The sequence below is a fragment of the Streptomyces sp. P9-A4 genome (genome assembly GCF_036634195.1).
GTDB lineage: Bacteria > Actinomycetota > Actinomycetes > Streptomycetales > Streptomycetaceae > Streptomyces.
In genome coordinates, this window is the sequence record NZ_JAZIFY010000001.1 from 419,741 (window position 1) to 435,605 (window position 15,865).

The 15,865-nt window shown below is 72.3% G+C and carries 15 protein-coding genes; 9 read left to right on the top strand and 6 right to left on the bottom strand.

Annotation, left to right across the window (positions count from 1 at the left end):
* Positions 1-14: 14 nt before the first annotated feature.
* Together V4Y03_RS01875 and V4Y03_RS01880 are read right to left on the bottom strand one after the other, a co-directional pair.
* On the bottom strand, positions 15-584 hold the full coding sequence (locus tag V4Y03_RS01875) for a universal stress protein (protein WP_332433746.1): 570 nt from the start codon (positions 582-584) through the stop codon (positions 15-17).
* Complete coding sequence (locus V4Y03_RS01880; RefSeq protein WP_317873578.1) at positions 581-814, bottom strand: hypothetical protein; 234 nt, start codon at positions 812-814, stop codon at positions 581-583. Before V4Y03_RS01880 ends, V4Y03_RS01875 begins: the two co-directional genes overlap by 4 nt.
* 96 nt (positions 815-910) lie before the next feature.
* Between V4Y03_RS01880 and yczR the strand changes: the two genes are divergently transcribed.
* The gene (gene yczR / locus V4Y03_RS01885; protein ID WP_332433748.1) at positions 911-2,380 is read left to right on the top strand and encodes a MocR-like transcription factor YczR; all 1,470 of its coding nucleotides are present in this window, start codon (positions 911-913) and stop codon (positions 2,378-2,380) included.
* Between the two features lie 100 nt (positions 2,381-2,480).
* Positions 2,481-2,984 (top strand): FBP domain-containing protein, encoded by a 504-nt coding sequence (locus V4Y03_RS01890; protein WP_317873580.1) that lies wholly within the window; start codon positions 2,481-2,483, stop codon positions 2,982-2,984.
* Positions 2,985-3,129: 145 nt separating this feature from the next.
* Here V4Y03_RS01890 and V4Y03_RS01895 read toward each other — a convergent pair whose 3' ends face one another.
* The gene (locus tag V4Y03_RS01895) at positions 3,130-4,329 is read right to left on the bottom strand and encodes an acyl-CoA dehydrogenase family protein (protein WP_317873581.1); all 1,200 of its coding nucleotides are present in this window, start codon (positions 4,327-4,329) and stop codon (positions 3,130-3,132) included.
* 136 nt (positions 4,330-4,465) lie between these two features.
* Between V4Y03_RS01895 and V4Y03_RS01900 the strand changes: the two genes are divergently transcribed.
* The 5 genes from V4Y03_RS01900 to V4Y03_RS01920 all read left to right on the top strand — a co-directional run bounded on the left by V4Y03_RS01900 (position 4,466) and on the right by V4Y03_RS01920 (position 9,949).
* On the top strand, positions 4,466-5,659 hold the full coding sequence (locus V4Y03_RS01900) for a CaiB/BaiF CoA transferase family protein (RefSeq protein WP_332433749.1): 1,194 nt from the start codon (positions 4,466-4,468) through the stop codon (positions 5,657-5,659).
* Between the two features lie 83 nt (positions 5,660-5,742).
* Complete coding sequence (locus tag V4Y03_RS01905; RefSeq protein ID WP_332433750.1) at positions 5,743-6,468, top strand: GntR family transcriptional regulator; 726 nt, start codon at positions 5,743-5,745, stop codon at positions 6,466-6,468.
* A gap of 10 nt (positions 6,469-6,478) precedes the next feature.
* Positions 6,479-7,057 (top strand): 3'-5' exonuclease, encoded by a 579-nt coding sequence (locus V4Y03_RS01910; protein ID WP_332433751.1) that lies wholly within the window; start codon positions 6,479-6,481, stop codon positions 7,055-7,057.
* Positions 7,058-7,127: 70 nt separating this feature from the next.
* On the top strand, positions 7,128-7,721 hold the full coding sequence (locus V4Y03_RS01915) for a TetR/AcrR family transcriptional regulator (RefSeq protein ID WP_317873585.1): 594 nt from the start codon (positions 7,128-7,130) through the stop codon (positions 7,719-7,721).
* Between the two features lie 158 nt (positions 7,722-7,879).
* Positions 7,880-9,949 carry a discoidin domain-containing protein gene (locus V4Y03_RS01920; RefSeq protein ID WP_332433752.1) on the top strand — a complete coding sequence of 690 codons (2,070 nt, stop codon included), beginning with the start codon at positions 7,880-7,882 and terminating at the stop codon, positions 9,947-9,949.
* A gap of 59 nt (positions 9,950-10,008) precedes the next feature.
* Here the strand turns inward: V4Y03_RS01920 and V4Y03_RS01925 are convergent, their stop codons facing one another.
* Positions 10,009-11,289: a YncE family protein gene (locus V4Y03_RS01925; RefSeq protein ID WP_332433754.1), complete on the bottom strand. Its 1,281-nt coding sequence runs from the start codon at positions 11,287-11,289 to the stop codon at positions 10,009-10,011.
* Positions 11,290-11,499: 210 nt separating this feature from the next.
* Between V4Y03_RS01925 and V4Y03_RS01930 the strand changes: the two genes are divergently transcribed.
* Entirely contained in the window at positions 11,500-12,105 is a 606-nt protein-coding gene (locus V4Y03_RS01930) for a CBS domain-containing protein (RefSeq protein ID WP_317873588.1), read from the top strand.
* A gap of 141 nt (positions 12,106-12,246) precedes the next feature.
* On the opposite strand, the gene V4Y03_RS01935 is transcribed toward V4Y03_RS01930, so the two are convergent.
* Both V4Y03_RS01935 and V4Y03_RS01940 read right to left on the bottom strand, forming a co-directional pair.
* Positions 12,247-12,546 (bottom strand): DUF1876 domain-containing protein, encoded by a 300-nt coding sequence (locus V4Y03_RS01935; RefSeq protein WP_332433755.1) that lies wholly within the window; start codon positions 12,544-12,546, stop codon positions 12,247-12,249.
* Positions 12,547-12,669: 123 nt separating this feature from the next.
* Positions 12,670-13,566 (bottom strand): maleylpyruvate isomerase family mycothiol-dependent enzyme, encoded by an 897-nt coding sequence (locus tag V4Y03_RS01940; RefSeq protein WP_443079857.1) that lies wholly within the window; start codon positions 13,564-13,566, stop codon positions 12,670-12,672.
* Between the two features lie 365 nt (positions 13,567-13,931).
* Between V4Y03_RS01940 and V4Y03_RS01945 the strand changes: the two genes are divergently transcribed.
* Positions 13,932-15,842 carry an amino acid transporter gene (locus tag V4Y03_RS01945; protein ID WP_332437085.1) on the top strand — a complete coding sequence of 637 codons (1,911 nt, stop codon included), beginning with the start codon at positions 13,932-13,934 and terminating at the stop codon, positions 15,840-15,842.
* Positions 15,843-15,865: the final 23 nt, after the last annotated feature.

Sequence of the window (15,865 nt, forward strand, 5' to 3'; positions counted from 1 at the left end):
CGGCCCACTCCCCGTCAGCCCACTCCCCCGTCCACCCGTACTCCCGTACCGGTCGGCCGGCTCCGACCGGATTCGGGGGTACGGGCGTTCCTGCGCAGCACGCGGGCCTCGCCGGGCAGCAGGGCCGGACCGGGCACGGTCAGCACGGGGCGCTCCGCCCGCCGTACGACCGCCCGCAGGACCGGGCGGCGGCGCAGCCGCCCCCACCGGGCCCGGCCCGGTGCGGAGCCGAGGACCAGCAGGTCGCCGGGGCGGTCGGCCGTCGCGCACAGCGCCGCCGCCGGGGCGCCCCTGACCACCCGGCCCTCCAGGACCACATCCGCGGGGAGGTCGCCGAGACCCTCGACGAAGGCGTCCTCCAGACGGCGGTGGGCATCCTCGGCCCAGGTGCGCGCCCAGGCCCGGTCGGGCATCCGGGCGTACAGCGCCTCACCCTCCGGGGGTTCCCAGGCGAGGACCGCGAGGACGGGGACGCCGTCACGCCGGGCGAGGGCGGTCGCGTACCGCAGGGCGGCGAGCGAGGCGAGCGAACCGGTCACCCCGACGACGACCCGGCCGACGGGGCCCGCCGGAGCCCCGTTCACGCCTGTTCTGCGGGACGGGGGCGGGCGGGCACGGGCGTCCGCCCGGAGGACCGGACCCGGGGCGAGCCGGGGGCCCGTTCCGGCCACTCCGGCCGGACGGCCCGGGGCGGCCCGGGACGCGGGGTGCGCAGTGCTTTCAGCCAGGCTCCGATCGGCAGGGGCCGCGCCGCCCTCTCCTCGGCCTGTCGCTGCCACATCCGCTCGTCACGGTCGGTGAAGTGTCCGGACATCGATTTGTCTCCTTTCCTGAATGCGGCCACCAGGCCACTGAAAGGAGTCTGTAACCTGATTGGCCCGGACAGCAGAGCCAATGAGGAGTGATTGGCATGGCAATGGCACGCGTGGTCCGCACCGTGGACCGCACTCTTACGGGCCGCCAGCTCGCGTCGCTGCTCACCCCGCCCCCCGACGGCCGCTTCGGCTACCGGGAGCTCGCACGGGCGGTGCGCGAGGCGCTGCTCGACGGGCGCGTGGCGCTGGGCCTGCGACTGCCCGCCGAGCGGGAACTCGCCACCGTGCTCGCTGTCAGCAGGACGACGGTGACCGGCGCGTACGACCTGCTCCGGGAGAGCGGTTACGCGCACAGCCGGCGCGGCGCGGGTACCTGGACCGCGCTCCCCGACGGGCAGGCGCCGACCGCGCTCCGCGCCTTCCACGACGACACCGGAACCACCGTCGACCTCGCCCTGGCCGCGCCCGAGGCCCCGGCGGACGAGCTGTCCACCGCGCTCACCGCCGCCGCGGCCGAGCTGCCCCGCTACGCGGGCTCGCAGGGCTACCACCCGTACGGGCTGCCCGCGCTGCGCGCCGCCGTCGCCGAGCGCTACACCGCGCGCGGGCTGCCGACCCTGCCGGAACAGATCCTCGTCACCACGGGCGCCCAGCAGGCGCTCTCGCTGGTGCTCACGCTGCTGGGCCGGCCCGGCGACCGGGTGCTCGCCGAGAACCCCTCGTACACCAACGCCCTCGACGCGATGCGGAGCCGAATGCTCCGCATCACCCCGGTGCCGGTCACGGAGGCCGGCTGGGACACCGGGCTCGTGGACGCCGCGCTCCGGCAGACCGCGCCGCGCCTGGCCTATCTGATCCCGGACTTCCACAATCCGACCGGGCACCTGATGCCGCAGGAACAGCGCCGCGACCTGGCGCGCGCCGCGCGGTCCACCGGGACCTGGCTGGTGGTGGACGAGACGCTGACGGACATCGCCCTGGACGTGCCCGCGCCGCTGCCCTTCGCGGCGACCGCCGCCGGCGGGGACGGCGAGCAGATCGTCTCCGTCGGCTCACTGAGCAAGAGCTGCTGGGGCGGACTCCGGGTCGGCTGGGTACGGGCCGCGTCCCGGGTCGTGACCGAGCTGGCCAGGGTACGGATCACCGCCGACCTGTCCGGTTCGGTACTCGACCAGCTGGTGGCCGTCGCCCTGATGGACCGGCTCGACGTGATCCTGCCGCGCCGCGTCGAGGAGCTGCGGCTGCGCCGCGACGCCCTGACCTCGGCCCTGGCCCGCCATGTGCCGGAATGGCGCTGGACGGTGCCGCCGGGCGGGATGTGCCTGTGGATCGACCTGGGCCGGCCGGTCGCCTCGGGCCTCGCCACGCGCGCGCTACGGCACGGGGTGCGGGTCGAGGGCGGCGCCCGGTTCGGTGTGGACCCCGGTACGCACGAGCACCGGCTCCGCCTCCCGTACACGCTGCCGGCGGAGGTGTACGAACCGGCGGCGGAACGGCTCGCGTCGGCCCTCGACGGCGCCCCGGGCCGCTTCGCCGCCCCCGCGCTCCCGGACTGGGTGGCCTGACGGACGCGGCATCCGAAGGGGCAGGCAGGCGGACGCGGGCAGCCCGGGGCGGCCGTATTTCGGATGCCGCGTCCGCAGGGGCCCGTGTACGGTCCACCGAGTGGAACCATTGACCGACAAGCAGATCCGCGCGTCCTTCGTGAACAGCACCAAGGGCGAGGCGGCCCGCCTCAAGCTGCCGCTCGACTTCGCCGAACTCCCCTGGGACGACCTGGACTTCCTCGGCTGGATCGACCCGGGCGCGCCGCTCCGGGCACATCTGGTCGTACCCCGTCCGGACGGCCCGGTCGGGGTGAGCCTGCGGGTCCCTGCGGCCGGCCGGACCAGCGCGGTGAAGTCGAGCATGTGCCAGGTGTGTCTGACCGGGCACGCCTCCTCCGGCGTCACGCTGCTCGTGGCGCCGCTCGCCGGCCCCCGCGGCCGCGAGGGGAACACGGTCGGGATCTACCTCTGCTCCGACCTGGCCTGCTCCCTCTACGTCCGGGGCAAGCGGCAGCCGAAGCTGCGCCACCGGCGCCACGAGGAGTCCCTGACCCTCGACGAGCAGGTCGCCCGTCTCACGGGCAACCTGGACGCCTTCCTCGGCCGTGTGACGGCGGGCTGAGCGGACGCGTCGGCTCCCCCGGCCGAGCGCGCGCGCTCCGCCCGGCCGGGGGCCGCTTCGGCTCGGTTTAGCCGGGACCGCTTCAGCCCGTTCTAGCCGGGGCCGCTTCGGCCCGGTTCGACCTTGGGGGCCGTTCCGGTCTCGCTCAGCGGAAGGCCTGTTCGCCCGTGAGCGCCTTGCCGATGACCAGGGAGTGGACCTCGCTCGTGCCCTCGTAGGTGAGCACCGACTCCAGGTTGTTGGCGTGCCGCAGCACCGGGTACTCCAGGGTGATGCCGTTGGCGCCCAGGATCGTGCGGCACTCGCGGGCGATGGCGATGGCCTCGCGCACGTTGTTCAGCTTGCCCACGCTCACCTGCTCGGCTGTGAGCGTCCCCGCGTCCTTGAGGCGGCCGAGGTGGAGGGCGAGCAGCATGCCCTTGCCCAGTTCGACGGACATGTCCGCGAGCTTCTGCTGCGTCAGCTGGTACGAGGCGAGGGAGCGGGCGAAGACGATCCGGTCGCGGGCGTAGGAGATCGCCGTCTCCAGGCAGTCGCGGGCGGCGCCGAGCGCGCCGAAGACGATGCCGAACCGGGCCTCGTTGAGGCAGCCGAGCGGGCCGGAGAGGCCGCGGGCGTCGGGAAGCATCGCGTCGGCCGGGAGACGCACGTCCTCCAGGACCAGTTCGCTGGTGACGCTGGCCCGCAGCGACAGCTTCATCTTGATCTCCGGGGCGCTGAATCCGGGCGTGCCGGCCGGGACGAGGAATCCGCGCACGCCGTCCTCGGTACGGGCCCAGACGACGGCGACATCGGCCACGGAGCCGTTGGTGATCCACATCTTGGTGCCGTTGAGCACCCAGTCGGAGCCGTCGCGCTTGGCGTGGGTGCGCATGGCGCCGGGGTCCGAACCGGCGTCGGGCTCGGTGAGGCCGAAGCAGCCGATGTACTCGCCCGCCGCCATCTTCGGCAGCCAGCGCTGCTTCTGCTCCTCGGAGCCGTACTTCCAGATCGCGTACATGGCGAGGGAGCCCTGCACGGAGACCAGGGAGCGCAGTCCGGAGTCCACGGCCTCCAGTTCCAGACAGGCGAGGCCGTACGCGACGGAGTTGGTGCCCGCGCAGCCGTAGCCCTCCAGGTGCATGCCGAGCACGCCGATGCCGCCGAGGGTGCGGGCGAGTTCGCGGGCGGGGATCTCGCCCTTCTCGAACCAGCCGGCTACGTGCGGCCGCAGCTCGCGGTCGGCGACGGCGCGGACGGTGCGGCGGATCTCGCGCTCCTCGTCGGTCAGCAGTCCGTCGACGGCGAGCAGGTCGAAGGGGTGGACGGGAGCGGAGCTGGACTGCGACGACGACTGCGACTTCACGGACGGCCTCCTGGCGGCTGTGGCGACTCGGCGAGCCGAAGCGTAGCCCTAGATCGGATATTGGATCCAGTATTGAAAATCCGATGTCCGAACCGTACGGTCCGATGGGATCCGATCGCCAGTGAGGGAGAACGGCATGCGCGCAGATCAGCCGGGTCCGACGGAGCCGGGCGCTCTGTCGGGGATCGTCGTCGCCGACTTCGGGCGCGTGCTGGCTGGGCCGTACATGACGATGCTCCTCGCCGACCTCGGCGCCGACGTGATCAAGATCGAGCGGCCCGGTTCCGGCGACGACACGCGCGCGTGGGGCCCGCCGTTCGCCGACGGGGAGGCGACGTACTTCCTCGGGGTGAACCGGAACAAGCGTTCCGTCGCGCTCGACCTCGCGGACCCCGAGGGTCTGGCGGCGGCGCGCGCGATCGTGGACCGCGCGGACGTGCTCGTGGAGAACTTCCGCCCCGGCACGATGGACCGGCTCGGTCTCGGGTACGAGGACGTGCGGGCGAGCAATCCGGGGCTGGTCTACTGCTCGGTGACCGGCTTCGGCACCGCGGAGGGCGCCCGGCTGCCCGGCTACGACCTGCTCGTCCAGGCCATGGGCGGCCTGATGAGCGTGACCGGCGAACCGGACGGCCAGGGCACGAAGGCCGGGGTCGCCCTGGTCGACGTCATCACCGGGCTCCACGCGGGCCTCGGCGTCCTCGCCGCCCTCCGGCACCGGGAGCGCACCGGCGAGGGGCAGCGGGTCGAGGTCTCCCTGCTGTCCTCCCTGCTGTCGGCGCTCACCAACCAGGCGGCGGCCCACCTCGGTGCCGGTGCCGTCCCGCGCGCGATGGGAAACCGGCACCCGAGCATCGCCCCGTACGAGGTGTTCGAGGCGCTGGACCGGCCGCTGGTCCTCGCCGTCGGCAACGACCGGCAGTTCCGGTCCCTGTGCGGGGGGCTCGGCCTGCCGGAGCTGGCCGACGATCCCCGTTTCGCCACCAACACCGCCCGGGTCGCCCACCGGGAGGAGCTGGTCGCCGCTCTCGCCGGGCCGCTGGGGACCCGTACCGCCGACCGGTGGTTCGAGGAGCTGACCGCCGTCGGCGTGCCGTGCGGGCCGATCAACGACCTGGCCGCCGCCTTCGACCTCGCCGAACGGCTGGGGCTCGCTCCCAGGGTGCCGGAGTCGGCGGCCGGCCCGGGGCAGGTCGCCCATCCGGTCCGGCTCGGTGCCACCCCGCCCAGCTACCGCGCCGCTCCCCCGCGCCTGGGCGAGCACACCGAGGACCTGCTGTCCTCCCTGGGCCTGGTGGGGACGAAGGCCGCCGGCGCGCGGAATCCGTAGCCACGCGCGCGTAGGAAGATGGTCTTGACCGGTGGAGTGATCCGCCGGTGGGCAGAGCGAGGGAACGGAAGGTCACACAGGCGATGAGCAGCGCGGTGCAGAAGCGGCGGCCGCAGACCGCCCAGCAGTTCGTCCTCGAAGAACTGCGGCGCGCCATCACCAGCGGGGAGCTGAGGCCCGGCGGGCAGATCCGGCAGGACGCCCTCGCGGCCCGGTACGAGGTGAGCCGGGTGCCGCTGCGCGAGGCCCTCAAGGCCCTGGAGGCCGAGGGTCTGGTCGTCCATCACATCCACCGGGGCTACTTCGTCGCGGAGCTCTCCCTCTCCGACCTGGAGGAGATCTACCGGATCCGGGAGCTCCTGGAGACCGAGGCGGTGCGGATGGCCGTGCGGCTGCTGCCGGACGGCATCGTGGCCGCCCTCGAAGGCATCCAGCGCGAGGTGGAGCGGGCCGCCGAGGAGGGTGACGTGACGGCGATGGCCGCCTCGAACAGGCGCTTCCACTTCACGCTGATCGAGGCGTCCGGGATGCCGAGGCTGGTCCGCCTCATCGCGACCCTGTGGGACTCCACCGACGCGTACCGCTCGCTGTACTACACCGAGGACCCGCACCGTAAGCAGGCCGTGCGCGAACACCGCGCCGTCATCTCCGCGCTCCGGCAGGGCGACGAGGAGGCCACCGTGCGCTGGCTCGACGAACACCGCGCGCACGCGGTGGCGGCGCTGCGCGCGGTCCTGGAGCGGGACCGGGTGGCAGACGGGGACTCCCCCGGCGTAAACCGGATGCCGGGGGCTCCCCCGCCCTCCTAGGCTCCCCCGCATGGAGCACGGGAATCTGGTCAACGTCGTCGACGTCGAGGCGACCTGCTGGGAGGGTGAGCGACCGCCCGGGGCGGTCAGCGAGATCATCGAGATCGGGCTGACGGTCGTCGATCTGGAGGCGCGGGAACGGGTCTCCCGCCACCGCGTGCTGGTCCGGCCGGCCCGCTCGCGGGTCAGCGCGTTCTGTACCGGGCTGACCGGGCTCACCCAGGCCGAGGTGGACGGCGGCCTGGACTTCGCCGACGCCTGCCGGCTGCTCGCGACGACGTACGGGGCGGGCGTACGGCCCTGGGCGAGCTGGGGCGACTACGACCGCAACCAGTTCACCCGCCAGTGCCGGGCCACCGGCACCCGGTACCCCTTCGGGTTTCGCCACACCAACGCGAAGGTCGTCTTCACCGAGGCGTACGGGCTGGTCAGGCGCCCGGGGATGGCGCAGGCCCTGGAGGTCGCCGGGCTGCCCCTCGAAGGGCGTCACCACAGCGGCGAGGACGACGCGTGGAACATCGCGTCGCTGGTCCTGCGGCTCGCGGAGCGCGGCGCCTGGCCGAACCCGCTGCCCCACCGAGCCGGCTGACCCCGCGGACCCGGGGTGGCGATTCCGCGCAGCGCTGCGGTTACCCTGACGCCGGACCCGAGGAGGAACCATGGGGCGGATGCCGTCGGCCGTACGACGCAGGCAGCTGGTCGAGGCCGCGATCAGGGCGATGACCAGGGACGGCGTCGCCAGGACGACCACCCGGTCGATCTGCGCCGAGGCCGGTGTGTCGCTGAGCGTGTTCCACTACTGCTTCGAGTCCAAGCAGGCCCTCCTGGAGGCCGCGATCGAGACGATCACGGGCAACTACGTGGTGCGGGTGATGTCGGCGGTCGAACCGGGCTCCACCCTGCGGGAGACGGTACGGGGCGCGCTCCAGACGTACTGGGACCATGTCACGGCCCACCCGGGCGAGCACATGCTGACATACGACCTCACCCAGTACGCACTGCGGGAACCGGGGTTCGAGCATCTGGCGCGCGCGCAGTACGACCAGTACGTGGTGTCGGCGGACGCCCTGCTCGCTCAGGTCCGTGAGGTGCGGGGGGTGGAGTTCCGGATGCCGGCCGAGACGCTCGCACGCTATCTGGCGGCGGTGATCGACGGTCTGACGCTCCAGTATCTGGTCCTCGGTGACGAGCGGACCGCCTCTGACCAGCTGGATCTGACGGCCGATCAACTGGTGCTGCTGATCGAGGGATGACGCCCGGTCCCGCCGAACGCCCGCGTGCAGCACCACCGGTCCGGCGGGACCCACGCATCCCTCAACAGGTCATCTGTCCCGGACTCTTGACTCACTCCGCCAACACCGCGATCCTCGGGGCGCCCGGTACACCCCACCGACCGGAGGGCATCGCACACATGACACGACCCATCACGCGCGGAACGGGCGGCAGATCCGCTCTTCTCGCGTTGTTCCTGGCCCTGGCCGCCGTCCTCTTCGGCTCCGGTCCCGTCCCCGCGGCCGCCGCGGGCGGTTCGTGGTGGGAGCCCACCTCCCGCCCCGCGGCCGACTCACAGATCAACGTCACGGGCGCCCCGCTCACCGGCACGGACGCCCAGGGAAGGGTGCGCGGCTTCGTCGACGCACACAACCACCTGATGTCCAACGAGGGCTTCGGCGGCCGGATGATCTGCGGCAAGACGTTCTCCACCGCAGGCATCGCCGACGCGCTCAAGGACTGTCCGGAGCACTACCCGGACGGCACTGGCGCCCTCTTCGAGCACCTCACAGGAGGTGACAACGGCAAGCACGACCCCGTCGGCTGGCCCACGTTCAAGGACTGGCCCGCCAACAACTCCCTGAGCCACCAGCAGAACTACTACGCCTGGGTCGAGCGTGCCTGGCGCGGCGGCCAGCGCGTGCTGGTCAACGACCTCGTCAGCAACGGCCTGATCTGCTCGCTCCTGCCCCGCGACCGCGGCTGCGACGAGATGGACGCGATCCGGCTCGAGGCCCGCAAGACGTACGAGATGCAGGACTACATCGACGGGATGTTCGGCGGCCCCGGCAAGGGCTGGTTCCGGATCGTCACCAGTGCCGACCAGGCCCGCTCGGTGATCCAGCAGGGCAAGCTCGCGGTCGTCCTCGGCGTGGAGGCCTCGGAGCCCTTCGGCTGCAAGCAGATCCTCGACGTCGCCCAGTGCGGCCAGGCGGACATCGACAAGGGGCTGGACGAGCTGTACGCGCTCGGCGTGCGCAGCATGTTCCTCTGCCACAAGTTCGACAACGCGCTGTGCGGTGTCCGGTTCGACACCGGGACCACGGGCGTGGCCGTCAACATCGGCCAGTTCCTGTCCACGGGCACCTTCTGGGCCACCGAGAAGTGCGCGGGGCCCCAGCACGACAACCCGATCGGGCTGGCCGCCGCGCCCCCCGCGATGGCGGAGAAGCTGCCGGCGGGGGTGAGCGTCCCCTCGTACGCCTCCGACGCCCAGTGCAACACGCGCGGACTCACCCGGCTCGGGGAGTACGCCGTGAAGGGCATGATCCAGCGCGGCATGATGCTTGAGCTGGACCACATGAGCGTCAAGGCCGCCGGCCGCGCGCTCGACATGCTGGAGGCCGAGGAGTACCCGGGCGTGCTCTCCAGCCACAGCTGGATGGACCTGGACTGGACCGAGCGGCTCTACCGGCTGGGCGGGTTCCTCGGCCAGTACATGAGCGGCGCGCAGGGCTTCATCGGCGAGGCCGGCCAGAAGGCCGCGCTCCGCGCGAAGTACAAGGTCGGCCTGGGCTACGGCACCGACATGAACGGGGTCGGCGGCTGGCCGGCACCGGGCGGGGCCGACGCTCCCAACGCCGTGAAGTACCCCTTCCGCAGCTTCGACGGCGGTTCGGTGATCGACCGGCAGGTGACCGGTGAGCGCACCTGGGACTTCAACACCGACGGCGGTGCGCACAACGGCATGGTCCCGGACTGGATCGAGCAGATCCGGCTGTCCGGCGGCGGTCAGGGCGTCGTGGACGAGCTGTCCCGCGGCGCGGAGTCGTACCTCACCACGTGGAAGGCGACCGAGAACCACGAGGTGGGCGTCAACCTCGCCGCGGGCGCGCCGGCTTCGGCGAGCTCCGCGGAGTGGAACCCGTTCACGAGCTTCGCCCCGGACCGGGCCGTCGACGGTGACGTCGGCTCCCGCTGGGCCAGCGACTGGTCGGACGACCAGTGGCTGGGCGTGGACCTGGGCGCCGTCCGCCGGATCGGCCGGGTGACCCTCGACTGGGAGCGCGCGTACCCACGCCAGTACCGGATCGAGGTGTCCGAGAACGGTACGGACTGGCGGACGGTGTGGTCGACGGAAGCCGGGGACGGCGGGTTGGACACGGCGGAGTTCCCGTCGACGTCGGCTCGTCACGTCCGGGTCCACGGCCTGCAGCGGGCGACCCAGTGGGGCTACTCGCTCTACGAGGTCTCGGTCCGCAGGGCCTGAACGCACGAAGGCGGGGCCTGCCGGATCCGACTGGATCCGGCAGGCCCCGCCCGCGTCCCTCAACTCCCGCTGGGTCCGGTCCAGTCCGCGGGGATACGGGCGAGCCGCACGCGCTGCGGATGGTCGCCCACGTCCACGGAGGCCACACGCCGGCCGGTGGCGAAGTCGATCGCGCTCACCCGGTCGGCGCCGCTCTCGGAGACGACGCAGGAGCGTCCGTCGCCGCTCACGGTCGCCCAGTAGGGCTTGGAGGCCGCGACGAGCGGGCCCTCCTGGAGGGTGGCGCGGTCGACGACGGTGGCGTAGTCGTCCATCGTCCCCGCGACGCAGAGCTTGGTGCCGTCGGGGCTCATCGAGAGGCCGTGGTGCCGGGAGTCGTTGACCCAGGTGGTGCGGTCGGGGTCGGTCGCCGGGTTGCCGGGGAGCTCCTTGACCCGGGTGATCCGGTCCGTGGCGATGTCGTACTCCAGGAAGCCGTTGAAGAAGGAGACCTGGAAGTAGAGCTTCTTCTCGTCCGGGGTGAGGACGAGGGGGCGTACGGCGTCGGAGAGGTCACCGCGCCCGAAGGCGTCGAGGCGTTCGCGCATGTCGATGACGCGGACGGTCCGGAAGGTCTCGGCGTCGACGACGGTGATGCGGCGGTCGCCCTTGGTCCAGTCGAGCCAGGGGGCGTCGAGCGCGGTGGTGACCTCGCCGATGGCCATGTTCCAGAGCATTCCGTCGGAGGTGAAGACGTTCTCGTGCGGTTTGTCGCCCGTCGCGAAGGAGCCGAGTTGACGGCCGGTGGAGATGTCGAGGACGTGCACGGTGTTGGCGGTGGAGGCGGAGACCGCGACACGGGTGCCGTCGGGCGACACGGCCATGTGGTCGGCGCGGTAACCGGCCACGGGGAAGCGCCAGTTGATCCGTCCGGTCCGCAGGTCGAGGGAGACGACATCGGCGAAGCTCGGCCGGGAGACGACCATGGAGGCGCCGTCCGGGGTGGCGTACATGTCGTCCACGAACTGGTCGTGGCCCTCACCCGGTCCGGTCCGGACGCCGAGGAAGAACGCGAGCTTGATGGGGTTCAGATAGATCTCGCGGAGGCGTTCCGCCTTGTCGGGAATGACGTTCAGCCGGCCGATGCGGTGGAAGTCGCCTCGCGAGGCGATCACGTCGGCCGTGCCGTCCCAGTTGTTGCCGACGAACATCGCCTCTCGGAGCGCGGCGGGCGGCGGGTCCTCGGGGGCCACGGCCAATCCGGTGCCGCCGGCGGTGGCGACGAGGGCGACGGCGGCGGCGAGGGCCGCCGCGAAGCGCGTGGAACGGGGGCGGGGGCTCGACGTACGTGCAGGGGGCATGCGGGGGTCCTTCTTCCGGCTCGCGGGGGTGAGTTACCCGAAGTAACCATGCACATGACAGCACAGGCAAGCCCTTGTCGCCCCCCTCTTCACGCCCTTCACGCTCCGGTTCACGCGCTCGCCGTCCATCCCCGGATCCGACCCGGCATCCCGTTCCCGCCCATGGTGCGAGATCATGGAATCCGGAACCCAGAAGGGACGGAACGGACGATGAGGCACCGCAGTGTCGCCGACCTGATGACACCGGCCGCGGTGGCGGTGCAGCCAGGGACGTCGTTCAAGGAGATCGCACGGCTCCTCGACGAGTACGGCATCACCGCGGTCCCGGTGGTCGACGACGAGAACCGGCCGGTGGGCGTCGTGTCCGAGGCGGACCTGCTGCGGCGCCACACGGCGAAGGACGGGCCCAGCACCGCCGAGGCCATGATGTCGAGCCCGGTCGTCACCGCCCGCCCCTCGTGGACGGCGGTGGAGGCGGCCCGCCTCATGGAACGGCACCGGGTGAAGCGGCTCCCGGTGGTGGACGCGGACGGACGCCTGATCGGGGTGCTGAGCCGCAGCGACCTGCTCCAGCTGTTCCTGCGCAGGGACCGGTCGATCCAGGAGGAGATCCGGGAGGACGTGGTCGTCCGCATCCTGCGCCTGTCCCCCTCCGCCGTGCACATCGACGTCGACGAGGGCCGGGTGACGCTGAGCGGCACCCTGGACCGCCCGGGCCTCGGCCCGGTCATCGTCCGGCTGTGCGAGACGGTCGACGGGGTGGTCGAGGTCGCCGACCGGCTGAGGTACGAGGGGGACGGGGACTCGGACGGCTAGGGCCTGTCGTCGAACTCCCGTCGTCGCCCGAAGGGCGGCCCCGCGGCGGGGCAGGCGGGAGTTCGACGACAGGCCCCAGAGGGCACGGTCGTACGGCCCGACGGGCCGCTCGGGCGACCGTGCCCCGGCGTGGCGGTTCCGTCAGGAGACCGCCTCCGGCCAGCCGTATCCGGGTCCGGTGTGCTGGGGTACGGTCCCCGCGCCCACCGCCTCCATCTCCCGGCTGGCCTCCCGCATGAGCTTGCCCGCCAGGTCCTTCATCGCCCGGCTCGCGGCGAGCTCGTCACCGATCGCCGGCACGTCCGCGTCCGCCGGATTGCACCGTGCGGAACCGTGGCCGGTGATGGTGGAGGTTCCGGTGCTCAACCGGGCCTCGGCATGGGTCCTGCCGGCGTCCTCGACCAGTTCCACGCCTACCGTCCACTCCAGGGTGCGGGTCATGGTCTGCCTCCTCGCGCGCGGGACCGCGCGGAAGCGCGCGGCGCGGCCCCTTCCGATACCTCCAGGATCCATCGGCAGCGGCCCGGGCGCACGGGGGAGCCGCGAAGGCGGCGGTGCGGCGGCTCAGGGGGCCCTGAAGAGCCGCGGGAACCGCGGCGCCAGCCAGGGCTTGCGTCCCCAGCCGAGGGCCTTGCCCCGGGCGATCACGGGCCAGGGGTCGACCCGGCCCAGACCGAGCAGCAGGAAGACGACCGGGTCGGTGAGGATCGTGCAGTCCGGCCGGCCGGGCGGCTCCTGGGTCACCTCGACGGCGCCGTCCGTGACGACGACGCCGAAGCTCGCGCCGCCGCGGAGCCGTACCGCGAAGCGCGCGGTCAGACCCGCGACGGCGGCCGGGTCGGTCACCCGGGGCATCACCTGGAGCATGAACGGCAGGGTCAGCCCGACCCGGTGCGCGTCGAGCATGTGGGGGCGGCCGAGGGCGAGGGCCAGGTCGTATCCGTGCCCGAGCATGTGCGTCAGGAGGTACGAGCCGAGGACGGCCGGGCGCATGCTGCCGAGCGGGGTGGAGAGGAGCGCGTCCGGGTCGCGGTCCTCGACGGCCGCGAGGAAGTCGGCGGCGCGGTCGGCGATGAGCGTGGCGAGCGGGCCGGGGGCGCGCTCCGTGAATCCGGCGAGGTCGATCTCGTTGGCCTCGGCGAGGCTGCCGGGGGTGCCGTCGCCGTAGGGGCGCTCGCGGCCTGCGGCGAGGTCGGCCATCAGGGCGTTGGCCTGGGCCAGGTGGGCGGCGGCCTCCCCGACGGTCCAGGTGGAACGGGGCACGGGGAGACCGGCGACATCGCCGGAACCGCTTCGTCCGCCGTCGGCCCGCCCTGCTCCGGCCCCACCGCCGGGACCACCGGCCGGGGCGCCGGCCGCACCCGTGGCCCCGCGCAGCACAGCGGCGATCTCCTCCGCCGTCCCCGATATCGCCTCCGCGAGCCCTCCGGGAAGGACCCCGCCCGCCTGTCGCACCACCATCGCCATGCCTCTCCCCTGCCTCCGGCGACCCCAGACGGAGCACCGGTCGGTGAGGGAACGTACCAGCCAGTAGCCCTTTCGGCACCGGTCGCGCGGCGACGGCCTGCCGGAGCCGGAAGTCCCCCTCGCGACGGACCCGGCAGGATGATCTTGACGAGTTCCTGACGCGCCCGCCCGGTTGCGTCGTACACACGTTGCCTACGCTGGCCCGGCCACCCTCGCAAGTGGCGCAAATCCACCCCCAGCAGGACATCAGGAGCACCCTCATGGCCACATCCGACGACTTGGCCACACGCCACGGCAGGCCCCCGTCCGACGACGGGGGCGCCTCGGAAGGCCCGCGCACGAGCCGGCTGCGGGCGTGGATGCTGGAGGGTCTTTCCGACATGGGCAAGGGCAAGCCCTCCCGTCCCGCCGAACCGGCCCCGGACACCGGGCACAGGGGGCAGCGCTGGTGGCGGGTGATGTGCCTGACGGGTGTCGACTACTTCTCGACCCTCGGGTACCAGCCGGGCATCGCCGCCCTCGCGGCCGGGCTGCTCTCCCCCGTCGCGACGATCGTGCTGGTCGTCGTCACGCTGGTCGGAGCCCTTCCGGTGTACCGGCGGGTGGCCGAGGAGAGCCCTCACGGCGAGGGTTCGATAGCGATGCTGGAGCGGCTGCTGTCCTTCTGGAAGGGCAAGCTGTTCGTCCTCACCCTGCTGGGGTTCGCCGCGACCGACTTCCTCATCACCATCACGCTGTCGGCCGCCGACGCGTCCACGCACCTGGTGGAGAACCCGCATCTGGCGGAGGCTCTGCAGGACAAGCAGATGATCGTCACGCTGGTCCTGATCGCCCTGCTCGGCGCGGTGTTCCTCAAGGGCTTCCTGGAGGCGATCGGGGTCGCGGTCGCGCTGGTGGGGACCTATCTGGCGCTCAACGCCGTCGTCGTCGTGACCGGCCTGTGGCATGTGATCACCGAGGGGCACGTGGTGACGGACTGGGCCTCGGCGCTGACCGCCCAGCACGGAAACGTCTTCGCGATGGTCGGTGTGGCTCTCCTCGTCTTCCCGAAGCTCGCGCTCGGGCTGTCCGGGTTCGAGACGGGCGTGGCGGTCATGCCGCACGTGGCGGGTGATCCCGGGGACACCGAGAAGAAACCGACCGGCCGCATCCGTGACACGAAGAAGCTGCTCACGACGGCCGCGCTGATCATGAGCGTGTTCCTGATCTGCACGAGCTTCATCACCACGGTCCTGATCCCGGCGAAGGAGTTCGAGTCCGGCGGCCAGGCCAACGGCCGCGCGCTCGCCTATCTGGCACACCAGTACCTGGGCAACACGTTCGGCACGGTCTACGACGTCGCCACGATCGCCATCCTGTGGTTCGCCGGGGCCTCCGCCCTGGCCGGGCTGCTCAACCTGATGCCCCGCTACCTGCCCCGCTACGGCATGGCCCCGCACTGGGCGCGTGCGGTGCGCCCGATGGTGATCGTCTTCACCCTGGTCGCCTTCCTGGTGACCTGGATCTTCGACGCCGATGTCGACGCCCAGGGCGGCGCGTACGCCACCGGCGTCCTCGTCCTCATCTGCTCCGCCGCCATCGCCGTGACCATCGCCGCGCGCAAGGCCGGCCAGCGCGGCTGGACGATCGGCTTCGCCGTGATCTCCGCCGTGTTCGTCTACACGACGGTCGTCAACGTCATCGAACGCCCGGACGGCGTCAAGATCGGTGCCTGCTTCATCGCCGGCATCATCCTCATCTCCCTCCTCTCCCGTCTCGGCCGCGCCTTCGAACTGCGTGTCACCCACATCGAGCTCGACGAGTTGGCGACGCGCTTCGTGCAGGACATCTCGCGCCGTACGGCCCGCTTCGTCGCCAACGAGCCCGATCGCCGTGACGTGGCCGAGTACCGCGAGAAGGTCGAGCAGATCCGCCACGACAACGACATCCCCGTCCACGAGGACCTGGTCTTCGTGGAGGTGACGGTCACCGACCCGTCGGAGTTCGAAGCGGGGCTACGGGTGCGCGGCGAGGTGCTGCACGGCCGCTACCGCGTCCTCACGGTGGAGAGCTCCTCGATCCCGAACGCGCTGGCGGCCCTCCTGCTGCACGTCCGGGACCTGACGGGCACCCGTCCGCACATCTACTTCGAGTGGACGGAGGGCAATCCGTTCGCCAACTTCCTGCGGTTCTTCCTCTTCGGGCAGGGCGACGTCGCGCCGGTCACCCGGGAGGTGCTGCGCGAGGCTGAGCCCGACCGCGCCCGCCGCCCCTACGTCCACGTGGGCTGAGGGCGCACCCTCCCGGGCGTCCG